General features: G+C 68.5%; 17 protein-coding genes. 11 read left to right on the top strand and 6 right to left on the bottom strand.

Annotation, left to right across the window (positions count from 1 at the left end):
* Both ACWDX9_RS47325 and ACWDX9_RS47320 read right to left on the bottom strand, forming a co-directional pair.
* On the bottom strand, positions 1–366 hold a 366-nt coding region (locus tag ACWDX9_RS47325; RefSeq protein WP_449967158.1), incomplete at its 3' end, for a hypothetical protein.
* Positions 354–491: a hypothetical protein gene (locus ACWDX9_RS47320; RefSeq protein WP_350738974.1), complete on the bottom strand. Its 138-nt coding sequence runs from the start codon at positions 489–491 to the stop codon at positions 354–356. The genes ACWDX9_RS47325 and ACWDX9_RS47320, both read right to left, overlap by 13 nt.
* 248 nt (positions 492–739) lie before the next feature.
* On the opposite strand from ACWDX9_RS47320, the gene speB reads away from it, so the two are divergent.
* The gene (gene speB, locus ACWDX9_RS47315; RefSeq protein ID WP_449967155.1) at positions 740–1672 is read left to right on the top strand and encodes an agmatinase; all 933 of its coding nucleotides are present in this window, start codon (positions 740–742) and stop codon (positions 1670–1672) included.
* On the top strand, positions 1669–3165 hold the full coding sequence (locus ACWDX9_RS47310; RefSeq protein ID WP_449967152.1) for a purine-cytosine permease family protein: 1497 nt from the start codon (positions 1669–1671) through the stop codon (positions 3163–3165). Before speB ends, ACWDX9_RS47310 begins: the two co-directional genes overlap by 4 nt.
* Here the strand turns inward: ACWDX9_RS47310 and ACWDX9_RS47305 are convergent.
* A complete protein-coding gene (locus tag ACWDX9_RS47305; protein WP_350738965.1) occupies positions 3162–3653 on the bottom strand; it encodes an Lrp/AsnC family transcriptional regulator in 492 nt (163 codons plus the stop codon). The two genes, ACWDX9_RS47310 and ACWDX9_RS47305, sit on opposite strands and share 4 nt — an antisense overlap.
* Before the next feature lie 196 nt (positions 3654–3849).
* On the opposite strand from ACWDX9_RS47305, the gene ACWDX9_RS47300 reads away from it, so the two are divergent.
* The 8 genes from ACWDX9_RS47300 (at position 3850) to ACWDX9_RS47265 (ending at position 12613) form a co-directional block, all read left to right on the top strand.
* Positions 3850–5280 carry a gamma-aminobutyraldehyde dehydrogenase gene (locus tag ACWDX9_RS47300; RefSeq protein ID WP_449967150.1) on the top strand — a complete coding sequence of 477 codons (1431 nt, stop codon included), beginning with the start codon at positions 3850–3852 and terminating at the stop codon, positions 5278–5280.
* A 13-nt stretch (positions 5281–5293) separates the two neighbouring features.
* Entirely contained in the window at positions 5294–6364 is a 1071-nt protein-coding gene (locus ACWDX9_RS47295; RefSeq protein ID WP_449967148.1) for an ABC transporter ATP-binding protein, read from the top strand.
* An 18-nt stretch (positions 6365–6382) separates the two neighbouring features.
* The gene (locus ACWDX9_RS47290; RefSeq protein WP_449967145.1) at positions 6383–7570 is read left to right on the top strand and encodes an ABC transporter substrate-binding protein; all 1188 of its coding nucleotides are present in this window, start codon (positions 6383–6385) and stop codon (positions 7568–7570) included.
* A gap of 3 nt (positions 7571–7573) precedes the next feature.
* Positions 7574–8425, top strand: a complete 852-nt coding sequence (locus ACWDX9_RS47285; protein ID WP_350738952.1) for an ABC transporter permease — start codon at positions 7574–7576, stop codon at positions 8423–8425.
* A complete protein-coding gene (locus ACWDX9_RS47280; protein ID WP_350738949.1) occupies positions 8422–9207 on the top strand; it encodes an ABC transporter permease in 786 nt (261 codons plus the stop codon). Before ACWDX9_RS47285 ends, ACWDX9_RS47280 begins: the two co-directional genes overlap by 4 nt.
* A 35-nt stretch (positions 9208–9242) precedes the next feature.
* Positions 9243–10637: an NAD(P)/FAD-dependent oxidoreductase gene (locus ACWDX9_RS47275; protein WP_449967141.1), complete on the top strand. Its 1395-nt coding sequence runs from the start codon at positions 9243–9245 to the stop codon at positions 10635–10637.
* A complete protein-coding gene (locus tag ACWDX9_RS47270) occupies positions 10634–11530 on the top strand; it encodes an alpha/beta hydrolase (RefSeq protein WP_449967139.1) in 897 nt (298 codons plus the stop codon). Before ACWDX9_RS47275 ends, ACWDX9_RS47270 begins: the two co-directional genes overlap by 4 nt.
* A 159-nt stretch (positions 11531–11689) precedes the next feature.
* Positions 11690–12613 (top strand): serine hydrolase, encoded by a 924-nt coding sequence (locus ACWDX9_RS47265; protein ID WP_449967136.1) that lies wholly within the window; start codon positions 11690–11692, stop codon positions 12611–12613.
* 767 nt (positions 12614–13380) lie between these two features.
* Here ACWDX9_RS47265 and ACWDX9_RS47260 read toward each other — a convergent pair.
* From ACWDX9_RS47260 to ACWDX9_RS47250, 3 genes are all read right to left on the bottom strand, one after another.
* Positions 13381–13623: a hypothetical protein gene (locus ACWDX9_RS47260; RefSeq protein WP_449967133.1), complete on the bottom strand. Its 243-nt coding sequence runs from the start codon at positions 13621–13623 to the stop codon at positions 13381–13383.
* Between the two features lie 258 nt (positions 13624–13881).
* Positions 13882–15096: a helix-turn-helix domain-containing protein gene (locus tag ACWDX9_RS47255; RefSeq protein WP_449967130.1), complete on the bottom strand. Its 1215-nt coding sequence runs from the start codon at positions 15094–15096 to the stop codon at positions 13882–13884.
* A 4-nt stretch (positions 15097–15100) separates the two neighbouring features.
* A complete protein-coding gene (locus ACWDX9_RS47250; RefSeq protein WP_449967127.1) occupies positions 15101–15646 on the bottom strand; it encodes a flavoprotein in 546 nt (181 codons plus the stop codon).
* Positions 15647–16034: 388 nt separating this feature from the next.
* On the opposite strand from ACWDX9_RS47250, the gene ACWDX9_RS47245 reads away from it, so the two are divergent.
* Positions 16035–16445 carry a bleomycin resistance protein gene (locus ACWDX9_RS47245; protein WP_449967124.1) on the top strand — a complete coding sequence of 137 codons (411 nt, stop codon included), beginning with the start codon at positions 16035–16037 and terminating at the stop codon, positions 16443–16445.
* Positions 16446–16728 lie beyond the last annotated feature (283 nt).

The raw sequence follows: 16728 nt of genomic DNA, 5'->3' as shown, positions 1-16728 counted from the left end.
GGGCGGCGGCCGCCGCCCGGCCCGCAGCGCCGCGCCGGCGCCGAAGGAGACGAGATAGCCGAGGTCCGGATCCTCGCCGTCGCGCAGCCGCCGCAGGCAGTCGACCGCCCAGCAGCCCACCTGGGGGAGCACCAGCAGCTCCGCCATGAGCCGCGGATCGCTCTCCTGCAGCTCGGCCAGCGCGCGGAACGCGGCATCGGCGTCCGTCCCGCGCACCTGCCGCCGCACGGCCTCCACGAGCAGCTGATTCCTGTGGAGCTGGATCTCCCGGAGCCGGGTCAGCAGCTCGGAGGTGAGGTCGTCGTCGACCAGGCGGTGGCAGATCTCGTACGTCTCAGCGGCCGAACACTCGTTCAGCCATCGCACGGGACGGCACCGTTGTTGGCATCCTCCTGCCACAGCCGATCCCACGGCCCCCTTCGCCCGAGGATCTTGCTCACCAGCCCGTCGAGGGTGGCGTCGTCGAGTTCGGTCAGTTGGAGCAGCGTCATGTCAGTCAGCTCCGCAAGCCCGGTGCCAACCGCGTGAGCCGGTTCCCCCATAGAGAGTCCCTCCTAGGCTGCTGCCGAGATCATACGACGGCGCTTTGCCCGAATGAAATGCCGGTGAATACGGCTCGGTTTTCGGCCGGTGCCAAACCCGGGTGACGACCTGCTTGTGGCCACCCACAACACACACCGTGTGACTTCGTTGGTTCTACAATTGCCGCAGGTCAGAGGCATGACGAACACTGGGCCGCATGAACCTTGGCCCTGTCGACTCCTCTCAGGTCCCGCGTTTCGCCGGGCTCGCCACCTTCGCCCGCCTGCCCAGGCTCGACCAGGTCGAGCGGGCCGACGTGGCGGTCGTGGGCGTGCCGTTCGACACGGGCGTGTCCTACCGGCCCGGCGCCAGGTTCGGCCCGGCCGCGGTCCGGGAGGCCTCCCGGCTGCTGCGGCCGTACCACCCGGGGCTGGACGTCTCGCCGTTCGAGCGGGCGCAGGTGGTCGACGCCGGTGACATCGCGGCCAACCCGTTCGACATCGGGGCGGCCATCGAGAGCATCGAGGGCGCGGCGGACTCGATCGACGCCAAGCTCGTCGCGATCGGCGGCGACCACACGATCGCGCTGCCGCTGCTGCGGTCCGTGGCCAGGAAGCACGGCCCGGTGGCGCTGCTGCACTTCGACGCCCACCTCGACACCTGGGACACCTATTTCGGCGCCGAGTACACGCACGGCACCCCGTTCCGGCGGGCGGTGGAGGAGGGCCTGCTGGACACCGAGGCCGTCAGCCACGTCGGGATCAGGGGCCCGCTGTACGGCAAGAAGGACCTCGAGGACGACCGGCGGCTCGGGTTCGGCATCCTGACGGCGGCCGACGTGCTGCGGCGCGGCCTCGACGAGGTGATCGACGTGCTGCGGCAGCGCATCGGCGACCGGCCCCTGTACGTGTCCGTCGACATCGACGTGCTGGACCCGGCCCACGCCCCGGGCACGGGGACGCCGGAGGCGGGCGGCCTCACCAGCCGGGAACTGCTGGAGATCCTGCGCGGCCTGGCCGGCCGCAACCTGGTCGGGGCCGACGTCGTCGAGGTGGCCCCGGCGTACGACCATGCGGAGATCACCTCGATCGCCGCCTCCCACGTGGCCTACGACCTCGTCAGCCTGCTGGCGTTGCAGGAGCAAGCATGAGTCTCACCGAGATCGAGACGTACGGGGTCGAGCGCATCCCCGACGCGGACCGCAACGCGCGCCCGATCGACCTGTTCCGGCTGGCGTTCGGAGGCGCGAACACCTTCGCCACCTGCGTGCTCGGCGCCTTCCCCATCCTGTTCGGCCTGTCGTTCTGGCAGGGGCTGGCCGCGACCGTGCTCGGGCTCGTGGTCGGCGCGCTGATCCTGGCGCCGCTGTCGCTGTTCGGGCCGCTCAACGGCACCAACAACGCCGTCTCCTCCTCCGCCCACCTGGGCGTGCACGGCCGGGTCGTGGGCTCGTTCCTGTCGCTGCTGACCGCGATCGCGTTCTTCTCGATCTCGGTGTGGTCGTCGGGGGACGCGCTGGTCGGCGGCGCCCACCTGCTGGCCGGGCTGCCCGACACCGACCTGTCGTACGGCGTCGCGTACGCGCTCTTCGCCGTCCTCGTGCTGATCGTCTGCGTGTACGGCTTCCGCTTCATGCTGTTCGTCAACAAGATCGCGGTCGCGGCGGCGTCGCTGCTGTTCATCCTGGGGGCGTTCGCCTTCGCCGGGGACTTCGACCCGTCCTATCCGGGCACGCTCCCGGCCGGCGACCCGCTGTTCTGGCCGTCGTTCATCGGCGCGGCGCTGATCGTGCTGTCGAACCCCGTGTCGTTCGGCGCATTCCTGGGCGACTGGTCCAGGTACATCCCGGCCACGACGCCGAAGTCCCGGGTGATGGCCGCCGCCTTCCTGGCGCAGCTCGCCACCATCCTGCCGTTCCTGTTCGGCCTGACCACCGCCTCGATCATCGCGACCAAGGCCGCCGACTACATGGACCCGGCCGCCCCCAACTACGTCGGCGGGCTGCTGGCCGTCTCGCCCGGCTGGTACTTCGTACCGGTCTGCCTGATCGCCCTGATCGGCGGCATGTCCACCGGCACGACCTCCCTCTACGGCACCGGGCTCGACTTCTCCAGCGTCTTCACCCGCTTCTCCCGGGTGCAGGCGACGGTGTTCATCGGCACGCTGTCGATCGTGTTCATCTTCATCGGCCGCTTCGCCGCGAACCTCACCCAGAGCATCTCCACGTTCGCCACGCTGATCATCACGTGCACGGCGCCGTGGATGGTGATCATGATGCTCGGCTACGTGACCCGCAGGGGCTGGTACGACCCCGAGGCGCTCCAGGTCTTCAACCGGCGCCAGCGCGGCGGCCGCTACTGGTTCGCGCACGGCTGGAACTGGCGCGGGCTGGCCGCCTGGCTCGTCTCCGCGGGCCTCGCGCTGCTGTTCGTGAACCTGCCGGGCCAGTTCGTCGGCCCGCTGGGTAACCTGGCCGGGGGAGTGGACATCTCGCTGCCGGTGGGCCTGGCCGTCGCGGGCGTGCTCTATCTGGCGCTGCTGACGGCGTTCCCGGAGCCCCGCGAGGTGTGCGGTCCCGAGGGCCCGCGCCTGGTGCGCACGGCCGACACGCCGATCCTGCCCATCGTGGAGACGGTGGGCTAGCGAGTGCCCCAGGAGTAGGTCTGCTTACGCAGCTTGAGATAGACGAACGATTCCGTGGCCCGCACGGCGGGGATGGCGCGGATCTTGCTGAGGATCTCCAGCAGGTGACCGTCGCCCTCGCAGACCACCTCGACGATCACGTCGAAGGAGCCCGCCGTGAGGACCACGTAGTCGATCTCGTCGATGGCCGCGAGCTCGTCGGCCACGGCCTCCAGGTCGCCCTCGCAGTTGATGCCGATCATGGCCTGCCGCGGGAATCCGAGCGTCAGCGGGTCGGTGACCGCGACGATCTGCATGACGCCCGCGTCCTGCAGCCGCTGGACGCGCTGACGCACGGCGGCCTCCGACAGGCCCACCGCCTTCCCGATCGCCGCGTACGGCATACGCCCGTCGGACTGGAGCTGCTCGATGATCTGCTTGGACAGATCGTCGAGCACCACCGGCCCGGCATTGGCGTTGTTGCGGCGTACGCGGGGCGGCGTCGTCATCGACGGAATCCTCCTACTGGTCCGGCGTTACGGGTGCGTTCCCGCTGAGTTGCCGTCCTGGTGCGACATGTTGTCAGTTCCTGGCGGCCTGTCAAGCGAATTCGTAGCAATTTGGTATCTTCACCACGAAATCCCTTGTCGAGATGCACCTGCTCTGTAAGAGTCGCGGCATCTCAGCCACCCACTTGGAGGGCGCATGATCCGTCTACAGAACTTCATCAATGGTGAGTTCGTGGACGCCAAGAGCGGCAAGTTCTCCGACATCATCGACCCGTGCACAGGCGAGGCCTACCTGCAGGCCCCTGTCTCCGGCCCGGAGGACGTCGATGCCGCCTTCGCCGCCGCTGCCGCCGCGTTCGAGTCGTGGGGCAGGAGCACGCCGGGTGAGCGGGCCAACCTCCTGCTCAAGGTCGCCGACGCGATCGACGCGCGGGCCGACGAGATCAACGAGGCGGAGTGCCTCAACACCGGCAAGCCGCGGGCCCGGATGGCCGAGGACGAGACCCCGGTGGCCGCCGACCACTTCCGCTTCTTCGCGGGCGCGGCGCGCACCCTGGAGGGCCCCACGGCCGGCGAGTTCCTCGCCGAGCACACCAGCGTCATCCGGCACGAGCCGATCGGTGTGATCGGCCAGGTCACGCCGTGGAACTACCCGATGATGATGGCGGTCTGGAAGATCGCCCCGGCCCTGGCGGCCGGGAACACGGTCGTGCTCAAGCCGTCCGACACCACCCCGGCCTCCACGCTCAAGCTGGCCGAGATCCTCGGCTCGGTGCTGCCCGCGGGCGTCTTCAACGTCGTCACCGGCGACCGCGAGACCGGCGCCCTCGTGGTGAGCCACCCCACCGCCTCCATGGTCGCCATCACCGGCTCGGTCGGCGCGGGCATGTCGGTGGCCAAGAGCGCCGCCGAAGACCTCAAGCGCGTGCACCTGGAGCTCGGCGGCAAGGCCCCGGTCGTGGTGTTCGAGGATGTCAAGGACCTGCGCAAGGCCGCCTCCGACATCGCCACCGCCGGTCTCTACAACGCCGGCCAGGACTGCACCGCCGCCTGCCGCGTGCTGGTGCACGAGAGCGTGCACGACGAGTTCGTGGCCGCGCTCGCCGAGGCCGCCGCCGCCACCGTGACCGGCGACCTGGGCAACGAGGACGCGCTCTACGGGCCGCTCAACAACGAGAACCAGCTGTCCAGGGTCCAGGGCTTCATCGACCGGACCCCGGCGCACGCCAAGGTCCTCACCGGCGGTCACCGGGTCGGCGAGAAGGGCTACTTCTTCGCGCCGACGATCGTCGACGGTCTCAAGCAGGACGACGAGATGGTGCAGAACGAGGTCTTCGGCCCCGTGATCACCGTCCAGACGTTCGCCGACGAGGCCGACGCGCTGGCCAAGGCCAACGACGTGAAGTACGGCCTGAGCGGCTCGGTCTGGACCTCCGACCACGGCCGGGCCATGCGGATGTCCAACCGGCTCGACTTCGGCGTGGTCTGGGTCAACACGCACATCCCGTTCGTCTCGGAGATGCCGCACGGCGGCTTCAAGCACTCCGGGTACGGCAAGGACCTGTCGGTGTTCGGCCTGCACGACTACACCCGGGTCAAGCACGTCATGCACTACATCGGCGAATAGGACAACGGCTGGGATGACTGAGCTGAATGCGATAGAGCTTGAGGACGTCGTCAAGGAGTACCTCTCGCATGGCGAGGTCGTCCAGGCGGTCAAAGGCATCACCCTGGACATCGCCGAGGGGGAGTTCTTCTCCCTCCTCGGCCCGTCCGGGTGCGGCAAGACCACGACCATGAGGATGATCGCGGGGTTCGAACCGCCCTCGAAGGGGCTGGTGCGGCTGCACGGCAAGGACGTCACGGACGTCCCGCCCAACAAGCGCGACGTCAACATGGTCTTCCAGTCCTACGCCCTCTTCCCGCACATGAGCGTCTGGGACAACGTGGCCTTCGGGCTGAAGCAGCGCAAGACGCCGCAGGAGGAGATCAAGCGGCGGGTCGGCGAGATGCTGGAGATCGTCGACCTCACCGGCAGGGAGAAGCGCCGCCCGCGCGAGATGTCCGGCGGCCAGCAGCAGCGCGTGGCGCTGGCCCGCGCGCTGGTCAACCGGCCGCGGGCGCTCCTGCTCGACGAACCGCTCGGCGCGCTCGACCTCAAGCTGCGCCAGGCCATGCAGATCGAGCTCAAGCGCATCCAGCGCGAGGTCGGGATCACGTTCGTGTACGTGACCCACGACCAGAACGAGGCGCTGACCATGAGCGACCGGATCGCCGTCATGAACGACGGCCTGGTCGAGCAGCTCGCCGGGCCGCGGGAGATCTACGAGCGGCCCGCGACCGCGTTCGTGGCCGGCTTCATCGGCACCTCCAACCTGCTCACGGGCGCCGCGAGCGGCGGCGAGCTGAAGATCGGCGGCGGCCGGGTGCTGGTGTCCGGGCACGACGGCGACGTGACGGTGACCGTGCGGCCCGAGAAGATCACCATCGACACGGTGGAGCCCGGTCAGGGCCTGAGCGCCGTGCGCGGCACCGTCGCCGAGGTGGTCTACCTGGGGACCTACAACAGCTACACGGTGGCTCTCGCCGACGGGGCCGAGATCACTGTGTTCCAGCAGAACGCGCTTGACGCATCGGCCACGGCGGAGCGGGGGGACTCCGTGTGGCTGTCGTGGCAGGCGCAGCACTCATATGTGATTGGAAGTCGATAGCAGCTCATGAACCACCCCATGCTCCGCTCCCGTCGCGATTTCTTCCGGGTCGCCGGGTTCTCCGCCGCAGGGCTCGCGCTGGCCGCGTGCGGCGTCCAAGGACAGAAGGCCGCGCCGCCGAAGGCCGACGCGGTCAAGGATTTCTGGGCCAAGCAGACCAAGCACGGCAAGGTCGTCTTCGCCAACTGGCCCGAGTACATGCCCGAGGACAAGGCCCCGCTGGAGAAGTTCAAGCAGGCCACCGGCATCTCGTACGAGTACAAAGAGGTCATCCAGGAGAACGCCGAGTTCTTCGGCAAGGCCGACCCCGTGCTGCGTGCGGGGCAGTCGCTGGGCTACGACATCGTCGTCATGACCAACGGCGTCCAGCTCCAGCACATGATCGAGCTGGGCTACGTGACGCCGCTCGACCACTCCCAGCTCCCGAACTTCGAGGCCAACGCCGGCCAGAAGTACAAGGAGCGGACCTACGACCCCGGCAACAAGTACACGGTGCCGTACACGTCGGGGGTGACCGGGATCGCGTACAACACCAAGTACGTGAACGAGGACATCACCAGCATCGAGTCGCTGTTCGACCCCAAGTACAAGGGCCGGGTCGGCATGATGGCCGACGCCCAGGAGATCGGGAACTTCGGCATGTTCGCGCTGGGCATCGCGCCCGAGAAGTCGACCGAGGCGGACTGGAAGAAGGCCGGGGAGAAGCTCAAGGCGCAGCGCGACGCCGGAATTGTCCGGAAATATTACGATCAAAGCTACATCGACGCTGTGTCCAAGGGCGACGTCTGGATCAGCATGGCCTGGTCGGGCGACGTCTTCCAGCGCCAGCTCGCCGGCGAGCCCGTCAAGTTCGTGGTGCCCGAGGAGGGTGGCACGATCTGGACCGACAACATGCTCATCCCCAAGAACGCGGCCAACCCGGTGGACGCGCTCATGCTCATGGACTACCTCTACCAGCCGGCCGTGGCCGCCGAGCTGGACGAGTTCATCCAGTACGTCACGCCGGTCCCGGCCGTGCAGGACCTGCTGAGGGAGAAGGCCAAGACGGCCAAGGGCAAGGACAAGAAGTCCCTCGAGGAAATGATCGACAGCCCGCTCATGTTCCCCACCGAGGCCGACTACGCCAAGCTGCACAACTACACCCCGCTGACCACGCAGCAGGAGCAGGTCTACAACCCGATCTTCCAGTCCATCACCCAGGCGTAGCGCATGAGGCGGCTCACCCCTTATCTGCTGGCGCTGCCGAGCTGGATGTGGCTGGCGATCTTCCTGGTCGTCCCCATGGCCGCGATGGCCTCGGTCTCCCTGCAGACCGGCAACGCCATCGACGGCTTCGCCATGACGTTCAGCTTCTCCAACTACAGCGACGCGCTCGGCCGGTACAGCACCCAGCTGGTGCGCTCGCTGCTGTACGGCGGCCTGGCCACCGTGGCCATGCTGGTGATCGGGTACCCGGTGGCGTACTGGATCGCGTTCAAGGGCGGCACGCGCAAGTCCGTGTACCTGTTCCTGCTGTTGCTGCCGTTCTTCGTGTCGTTCGTGCTGCGCACGATCTCGTGGAACTTCCTGCTGTCGGACAACGGCATCCTGTTCGGCACGCTGAAGGGCTGGGGGCTGCTGCCCGAGGACTTCCACGTGCTGGCCACGACGGTCGCGGTGGTGGGCGGGCTGACGTACAACTTCCTGCCGTTCATGATCCTGCCGATCTACGTGTCGCTGGAGCGGGTGGACCCGCGGGTGATCGAGGCGGCCCAGGACCTGTACGCCACGCGGACGTCGGCCTTCCGGCGGGTGGTGCTGCCGCTGTCGCTGCCGGGGGTGTTCGCGGGGGTGCTGATGACCTTCGTGCCCGCCACGGCCGACCCGATCAACGCGCAGATCCTCGGCGGCACGGCCAACACGATGATCGGCAACATCATCCAGACCGAGTACCTGACGAACCTCAACTACCCGACCGCCTCGGCCCTGTCGTTCACGCTGATGGCGGTGCTGCTGGTGGGCATCTTCATCTACGCCAGGGCGCTCGGGACGGAGAACGTGCTCGAGGCGGCGGCCCGATGAGAGGGATCAGGCTCGGCGACCGGCTTCTCCACATCTACACCTGGATCATCATCCTCTGGCTGTCCTCGCCGATCGCCGTGATGATCCTCTTCGGCTTCAACGACAAGAAGAGCAAGTCGAACACCTCCTGGCAGGGCTTCACGCTCCGCTGGTACGCCGAGCTGTTCGACATCTCCGACCTGACCGTGGCGCTGCGCAACTCGCTGGTGATCGCCGCGGTCAGCACGATCATCACGGTCGTGATCGGCACCATGCTGGGGCTGGCGATCGGACGGCACCGGTTCCGCGGCAAGGGAGTCACGAACTTCCTGGTCTTCGCCGCCATCTCCACACCCGAGCTGGTCATGGGCGCGTCGCTGCTGTCGCTGTTCGTCTCGGGGAACGTGCCGCGCGACGCGAACACGATCATCGTCTCCCACGTGCTGTTCTCGCTGTCCTTCGTGGTGGTGACGGTACGCGCGCGGATCGTCACGCTGGACCCGTCGCTGGAGGAAGCGGCCAGGGATCTGGGGGCGACGGCCTGGGGGACGTTCAGGCAGGTCACGCTGCCGTCGATCATGCCGGGCGTGATGGCGGGCGCGATGTTGTCGTTCGCTCTGTCCATCGACGACTACGTGGTCACCAGCTTCGTCAACGGCTCGACCGTCACCTTCCCCCTGTGGATCGTCGGTGCGGTCAAGACCGGGATCCCACCGCAGGTCAACGTCATGGGTACGCTGATCTTCGGCATCGGGGTGCTGATCGCGATCGGAAACGCGGTGGCGGCACGGCGCCGTACCTAAATATCCTCCACGAACTTCGTAGGGAAGTGGGATTTGTGGATCCGCTGAAGGCGCTTGCTGACGCGGAGCGCAAGCCGTACTGGCTGGACAGCCCGGCCAGACCAGAGCCGCGACCGCGGCTCGACCAGACAACGAGCGCCGACCTGGTCGTCGTCGGCGGAGGCTTCTCAGGGCTGTGGACGGCCCTGATGGCCAAGGAACGCGATCCGTCCCTGGACGTCGTCCTGCTCGAAGGACGCAGGATCGGCTGGGCCGCCACCGGCCGCAACGGCGGGTTCTGCATGGCGACCCTCACCCACGGGCTGGCCAACGGCCTGGAACGGTGGCCGGACGAGATCGGGCGCCTGGAGCGCATGGGCGTGGCCAACCTCGACGAGATCGAGCAGACCCTGGAGCGCTACGGCGTCGACTGCTCCTTCGAGCGCACCGGGGAGCTGCACGTGGCCACCGAGCCGTGGCAGCTCGACGGGCTGCGCGAGCACCTGGAGTCGATCTCCGAGCTGGGGCTCGACTACGTGCCGCTCGACCAGGAGCAGGTGCGCGCCGAGGTGAACTCGCCGACCTACCTGGGCGGGCTCTGGGAGCGCAGCGGGTGCGCCATGCTCGACCCGGCGCGGCTGGCATGGGGGCTGCGGGAGGCGTGCCTGAAGCTGGGGGTGCGCGTCCACGAACGCACCCCGGTCCGCTCGCTGCGCGACGACGGCAGGACGATCACGCTGCGCACGCCGTACGGCGCGGTCGCGGCGCGGCAGGTGGCGCTGGGGACCGGGGTGTTCCCGCCGCTGCTGCGGCGGCTCAAGCACTTCGTGGTCCCCGTGTACGACTACGCGCTGATGACCGAGCCCCTGACGGACGACCAGCTCGCCGAGGTGGGCTGGCGCAACCGGCAGGGCGTGGGCGATTCGGGCAACCAGTTCCACTACTACCGGCTGACCGACGACAACCGGATCCTGTGGGGCGGCTACGACGCCGTCTACTACAACGGGGGTCTGGTCAAACCCGAGTACGAGCAGCGCGACGAGACGTTCGTCAAGCTCGCCGAGCACTTCTACGACACCTTCCCCCAGCTCGACGGGGTACGGTTCACCCACCGGTGGGGCGGGGTGATCGACACCTGCAGCCGGTTCAGCGCCTTCTACGGCCAGGCGCACGGCGGTCGGCTGGCCTACGCCACCGGCTACACCGGGATGGGCGTGGGCGCCACCCGCTTCGGCGCGAACGTCATGCTCGACCTGCTGTCGGGTGAGTCCACCGAGCGGACCGAGCTGCGGATGGTCAAGGAGAAGCCGATGCCGTTCCCGCCGGAGCCGGTGCGGTCCGGGGTCATCCAGTTCACCCGGTGGTCGATCGCGCAGGCCGACCAGCACCAGGGCAAGCGCAACCTGTGGCTGCGCGCGCTCGACCGGATGGGGCTGGGGTTCGACTCGTGATCCTGACCACGCGAATCGAGTTCGTGGTCGACGGCCTCACGCTCGCCGGGGACCTGCGGGTCCCCGGCGGCGCGGGGCCGTGGCCCGCTCTGGTGTTCACGGGGCCGTTCACCGGGGTGCGCTCCCAGGTCACAGGTCTGTACGCGGAGCGGCTGGCCGAGCGGGGGTACGTGACGCTGTCCTTCGACCACCGGAACTGGGGGGAGTCCGAAGGGCTTCCGCGCCTGGACGAGGATCCGCAGGGCAAGCTGCGCGACCTGCGGGGGGCGGTGTCGTTCCTGCGGTCGCGGGCCGAGGTGGACAGGGATCGGATCGGGGCGGTGGGGGTGTGTCTGGGTGGTGGCTACGCGCTCAAGTTCGCCGCCTTCGACCCCCGAGTCCGGACATTTATCGGTATCGCGGGCGCGTACAACAACCCGTACAGCATGCGCTCCGGCATGGACTACCAGGCGGCGCTGGCAGGTTTCACGGACGTCCTCGAACGCCAGGACCAGGGCGGCGCCGTGGAGTACATGCCGGTCGTCTCCTCCTCGCCCCCGGAGGAGGGGGAGGCCGCCATGCCGGGCGACGAGCCGTACGCGTACTACGGCACCTCAAGGGGCGCCTCGCCGCACTGGTCCAACTCGGTGACCAGGGCGAGCGTGCGGGAGCTGGTCACGATGGACAACATGATGGGAGCGGACTTCCTGTCGCCCAAGCCGGCGCTGATCGTGCACGGGGTCATCGACCGGTTCTGCTCGCCCGAGGGGGCCGAGGAGGCGTTCCGGCGCCTCGACCAGCCGAAACAGCTTGTCTGGGTGGACGCCAAGCAGCACATCGACCTGTACGACCGCGAACCGTACGTCACGCAGGCCGTGGACGCCACCGCCGCCTTCCTCACCGATCACCTCTGACCACCACCACCGCCTTCTTCGCCGACCACCTCTGAACCACCACCCGGATCGGCAAGGTCCTGTGAAGACTTGACCAGAGACCCACCGAGCACAACGGCCTGATCCGCACCGCATGACATCCTCGCTTGCGACCCCCGACGATCTTTCGGAGGTGGGCGCGTGCGTACGAGGTGGATGCTTGCCTGGCCGATGCTGCTCCTGACCGCGGGATGCGGCGCCGACCAGGCAGCCGTCATCCCCGCGGCGGCCAAGCCGCCGCCGAAGGTGGCCCGCTGCATGCTGAGGATCGCGGCCCCGCGCGCCGGGGTCGCGGCCCGCATCCAGCTCGTACGCGACATCTCCGCCTACATAGGCACGCGCCCGGGCCGCATCGTCTACGGCGCCCTGGACCTGGTCACCGGGATCCATTTCGGGCAGGGAGAGCACGAGAACGACATCATCACCGCCAGCGGCGCCAAGGTGGACATCCTGACGGCACTCCTGCACCAGCGCACCCGCGACCTGGACGAGGAGGAACGCGACCTCGCCGTCCTCATGATCACGGAGAGCGACAACCTCGCCGCGGACGCCCTGTGGTCCCGCGTCGGCGCCTCCTCCGCGATGAGCGCCTTCTACCAGAGCGTGGGCCTGACGGAGACCACACCGGGACCCGCCATCTTCTGGGGCGGCACCCTCACCAGCCCCGCCGACCGCATCCGCCTCCTGAAACTCCTGGTCAAGGGCAGGAAGGGCCGAGAGGGCGATCTGACCGCGGCCGACCGCCGGCTGGTGCTCGGCCTGATGTCCCGCGTCCAGAAGGACCAGTCATGGGGCGTCAGCGCCGCCGCCCGCCCGGGAGACCGGGTGGCCCTGAAGAACGGCTGGACGCCACGCCCGTTCATCTCCGGCACGTGGGCCGTGACGAGCTACGGCCGCATCTCGGGCCCGGGCCGCGACCTGCTGCTGTCGATCCAGACCGACTACCAGCCGGGCCCGGACGCGGGCATCCAGACCATCGAGGGCGTGGCCCGCCTCATCCGCAACCGCCTCGACTCCCTCGCCCCGACCATCACCCGCCCCTGCCCCGTCAACGCCGGCGCCTGACCATCCGCGCCCTACCGCCGTCACCCTCCCCGAGCAAAAGGTCTTCTCGAGGAGGCGCTTCGCGCCGAGGGGCTCAGGCGTTTCTTATTCGGGCGCCTGGCGGCGCAACCCCCCGCGCCTTCGGCGCCATCGCCCGCCCGCGACCCGGTTACCGGTCTGGCCCGCTGGAGACCACCCCGAACCCCCGCTCGCTCCGCTCGCCAGACGCCCCCACCCGTTGACCGGCTATGCGGTGGGCCGACTGATGCCCACCGCGGACCAGCGTGCCGCGGGGCTGTCGTTGCCCGACGGGACAACGCCGAACTTGCGCCCGATCACCAGGTGGGCCTGCTGGATCGGGCCCCGTTGACACCGTGGTCGGGACGCGCAATGGGGCAACTTTCGGGTGCGGTGGAAGAGCGGCTGTGGGATGTGATGGACCACGGGGTGCGGCACGGCGATGGGACGGTTGATATCCGGAGCGATCCCATCCGCCGTGCCCGTCTACCGGGCTCGGCCTGACAGCAGTGCCGCCCAGATCGCGAGAGCTTCAACGATCGAGCACTGGTGGGTCTCGTGAACCACGTTCCCAGCTTCGGCCTGCAGGGTGCGACGGATGAGGGTCTGGCCGCCGCCCTCGCACAGCTCGTAGAACACGGCTCGGCATGTGCAGGTCCAGGCCACGACGCGGACGCGATCCAAGGCACCACATGGTTCCAGCCACGTGAGCCGGACGTGATCACGTTGGGCCATGGGTACGTGCGGACTCAGGCAGCCTTCGCCAGCCGTCACGACACACCTGCGGCCACGATGCTCGGCGCTTCACGGAGCTCGGCGTATCGAGCAGCGAGCCTGCGCGCGGCCCGCTCCGGCTCGAACGCGGAATGATGTGCGTACAGCCAGCGGCCCGTCTGGGAACGGCGCCCCGTCCACCATCGGTACCAGAGGCCGTCCGTCCACACCACGAGCCCGGTCCACACCGACACCAGCGCGAGGCCGCGCCCTTCGTGGACGTCGCCGGGGATCCCCATGCGCGCCAAGGCCGCACGGAGTTCGTCAGCGGCTTTTGGCGCCGACAGCCGTCGTACGGGCTCGAGGCCGGCCGGTTGACGCGGCTCGGGGCAGCAGGCGCACCGATTCCACTCGTTCGACTGATCGTGCCGCATCTGACGTTCCCTCCTGTTGGGGGACGTGGCCTCGGGTCACGCCACGCAGGAGGAACCGTAGGTGCGGGTCGACGGCGGAACCCGCACGGTGGTGAAGGTCAAGGAGCCGCACAAAAGTGCGGGTCAGACGATGCCCGCCCGGTGAGCCAGCCCGCGAAGCTGCGGGGTGCTGGCACGATGCTCCCGCTTGAGCAACTGAGTCAGCACTTCGCGGGGACGGCCACCGTAGCGGACAAGCTCGGGTGAGAGCCGTTCGGCTTCGACGAGCATGTTGACCGACGCGGCGTCCTTGCGCTGCATGGCGTAGGCACGGGCGAGGTCCAGATGCACCTGGGCGCGGCGTCCGACCAGGCCGTTGGACAGGTGTGCCAGGTTGAGGGTTTCGCTGCTGCCGATCGCCTGCCGGGTGTCGCCGAACTCGACGGCCGCCGAGATCTCGTGAATGGTCACGTTGGTTGTGCCGAAGGCGGTCCAGAAGTCATTGCGGTCTTCGCCGAGGGTGTCGGCGATCTGCCGGGCCTGCGCGAGGAAGGTGCGCACTGCGGCCTGGTCGTACGCGGCAGCGGCGGCGGTGACGGCGACCAGGTAGAGCGCGCCCACGATGGGCAGAGAGCGCGGCGTGGGGCGCTTGGAGGCGCTCTGCAACGCGTCGGCCGCCTGGAGGACCAGGTGCAGTGCGCGTTCCGTTTCGCGAAGCCGTATCAGGACGTAGCCGAGCCGGTAGGCGCTCACGGCGGCGAGGAGGGGTTTGTCCGCTTCTTGTGCGGCGGCCAGCGAGCGGTCGGCGGCCACCCAGGCGAGTTCCGCCTCTCCCACGCGGCGCAGGGTCGTGGTCGCGGAGTGGTAGGTCAGCGAGCGAAGGGTTTGGTACGCCCGGCGCTGGGCGACGGGGGCATGGCGGCTGCCCAGTTCGGTGGCCACGATAAGGCGGGGCAACCGCCTGCCGACCTCGTCGTAATGGGTGGCCTGGTAGAGCCGGTTCACGCGGCGGATCTCGTGCCGCAGCCACACGACGCTCTCGGGGGAGCCTTGGGTGTGCTGGGGGTTGATGAGGGAGGCGAGGCCGTCGTAGCCCATCATCGCCTGCTGGATGGCCGATGCTGCCTGGTAGCGCGTCATCGCGTTCGTCTTCTTCACGGTGAGTTCGTCCACGGGCAGGCCGAGGATGTCAGCGAGGGCGATGAGCACGGTGTGGTTGTCCACGGCGCGCTGCCCGCGCTCCACCTGGCTCAGCCAGCTCTCGGAACGGCCGACGAGACCGGACAGGACCGCTTGGGACAGTCCACGGCGACGACGTGCCCGAGCGATCCACCGGCCGATCTCCCCTCGGGCGTCCATGCCATCACCCCTGTGTCTGTCGCTCCCCGACCACGGCGTGTAGCTCCTGCATGATGCGTTCCCAGGATGGCATGCGGGACTGCGGCGGGGCGGCGGGATCGAACAGGACCCGCACGCCCATCGCCCGAAGGGTGTCCAGGCTCCGCTGGAACGCGAGGTGCCGGGCGAGCGCGTCCTTCAGCAGCGGTACGGCCAGGATCGGGACGCCGAACCCCATCACCTCGCACAGCAGCCCGACGGCGAAGGTGTCGGCGATGCCGTTCGCCCACTTGTTGATCGTGTTGAACGTCGCCGGAGCCACGATCACCGCGTCGGCGGGAGGGAGACCCTTGGGATCCTCTGGCATGCGGTACGTGCTGCGGACCAGGTCACCGGTCAGACGCTCCAACTCCGGGACATCGACGAAGCGTTCCCCCATCGGCGTGGTGACCACATGCACCTGCCACCTGGCTGCCCGAGCCATGGGGACCAGGTGATGGAGATCGGCGGCGGCAGGTGCGGCGCAGGCGATCACATAGAGAACACCGCGCGTGCCCTCGTGGGGTTCCATGGTGGTGATCCTAATGAGAGGCCGATGTCCGCTCTCGGTGACCAACCTGTGAATTCGTGCACGGTATGTGAGCCGACCAGCGGGAATGATGTTGCCATTTCCCCAGGCAGGACTCGCCCCTACCGAGGTTGCCCGGGCAGCAAGGACATAGACGAGGTTCGGCCGTCTTCGGGGCCCGCGTCAGGCGGGGTCGGCACAAATGGTTCGCCTGGCTTACGGCGCTCCGCACCGGCCGGCACCGGGTCGGCGAGAACCGGGACGGTGGAGTGCGGCGCGATGTGGACGGCGCTCAGCACGGCGTCTCGGCCCTCGGCCGGCGACCGATACGCCTCTCCTCGCGGGCCGGCCACCGTTTGCTGGAGTGTTCGGGAACTGCCAGAGTGACCAGATGTCACGACTTGTGCCTGAATTGATCTGCTCCGACATCCAGGCCAGCTTGGCCTTCTATCGCTTGCTGGGCTTCAAGATTCGCTACGAGCGACCCCAGGAGCGATTCGCCTACCTGGAGCGTGACGGGGCGGACCTGATGTTGGAGCAGCCGCTGGGCCAGGACCGTCTCTACCCGCGCGCGGAGCTGGACCACCCCTACGGGCGTGGGATCAACCTCACTGTCGAAGTGGATGATGTAGACGAGGTTCACACCACGCTGCTTGCTGCGGGCTATGAGATGTGGTTGCCGTTGGAAGAGCGCTGGTATGAGCGCAGCGTCGACGCCGTCGGCGTGCGCCAGTTCGCGGTGCAGGACCCGGACGGTTACCTACTGCGCATTTCTCAGCAAGTGGGAACCCTCTCTCGATAGCCGCTCACTTTGGCTCGGGGACGTCCTCCCGGCGGTAGGCGGCCGGTAGCCGGTCCGCCTGGCTCTACGGTGGGGGCGGACGTCGAGTGAGCCGAATTCGCCGATGATCGTTTCTGCCGAAACGCCTGCAGGTCAACGCCGACGAGCGCGCGGTAATCGGGGTCGCGTCCGGGGGGTGCGGGGACCGGCAGGGCCCCGCCTGGGGGTGTGGGGGCTCGCCCCCACAGGGCGCTGCCCGAGCTCCATCGCGCGTAGCGCGACTCACTGCGAGGACCGAGCAGTT

It is taken from the genome of Nonomuraea sp. NPDC003201 (genome assembly GCF_053590415.1).
The sequence above is the reverse complement of the archived record's forward strand: the minus strand, read 5'-3'. Positions and strand labels throughout refer to the sequence as shown.

Bases quoted from the DNA above. Each gene is read 5' to 3' on its own strand.
- ACWDX9_RS47320 (WP_350738974.1), bottom strand. From the start codon at position 491: ATGACGCTGCTCCAACTGACCGAACTCGACGACGCCACCCTCGACGGG.
- ACWDX9_RS47250 (WP_449967127.1), bottom strand. From the start codon at position 15,646: ATGGAACCCCACGAGGGCACGCGCGGTGTTCTCTATGTGATCGCCTGC.
- ACWDX9_RS47280 (WP_350738949.1), top strand. From the start codon at position 8,422: ATGAGAGGGATCAGGCTCGGCGACCGGCTTCTCCACATCTACACCTGG.
- ACWDX9_RS47290 (WP_449967145.1), top strand. From the start codon at position 6,383: ATGCTCCGCTCCCGTCGCGATTTCTTCCGGGTCGCCGGGTTCTCCGCC.
- ACWDX9_RS47295 (WP_449967148.1), top strand. From the start codon at position 5,294: ATGACTGAGCTGAATGCGATAGAGCTTGAGGACGTCGTCAAGGAGTAC.
- ACWDX9_RS47260 (WP_449967133.1), bottom strand. From the start codon at position 13,623: ATGGGGATCCCCGGCGACGTCCACGAAGGGCGCGGCCTCGCGCTGGTG.
- speB (WP_449967155.1), top strand. From the start codon at position 740: ATGAACCTTGGCCCTGTCGACTCCTCTCAGGTCCCGCGTTTCGCCGGG.
- ACWDX9_RS47245 (WP_449967124.1), top strand. From the start codon at position 16,035: ATGTCACGACTTGTGCCTGAATTGATCTGCTCCGACATCCAGGCCAGC.
- ACWDX9_RS47255 (WP_449967130.1), bottom strand. From the start codon at position 15,096: ATGGACGCCCGAGGGGAGATCGGCCGGTGGATCGCTCGGGCACGTCGT.
- ACWDX9_RS47285 (WP_350738952.1), top strand. From the start codon at position 7,574: ATGAGGCGGCTCACCCCTTATCTGCTGGCGCTGCCGAGCTGGATGTGG.
- ACWDX9_RS47305 (WP_350738965.1), bottom strand. From the start codon at position 3,653: ATGACGACGCCGCCCCGCGTACGCCGCAACAACGCCAATGCCGGGCCG.
- ACWDX9_RS47310 (WP_449967152.1), top strand. From the start codon at position 1,669: ATGAGTCTCACCGAGATCGAGACGTACGGGGTCGAGCGCATCCCCGAC.
- ACWDX9_RS47300 (WP_449967150.1), top strand. From the start codon at position 3,850: ATGATCCGTCTACAGAACTTCATCAATGGTGAGTTCGTGGACGCCAAG.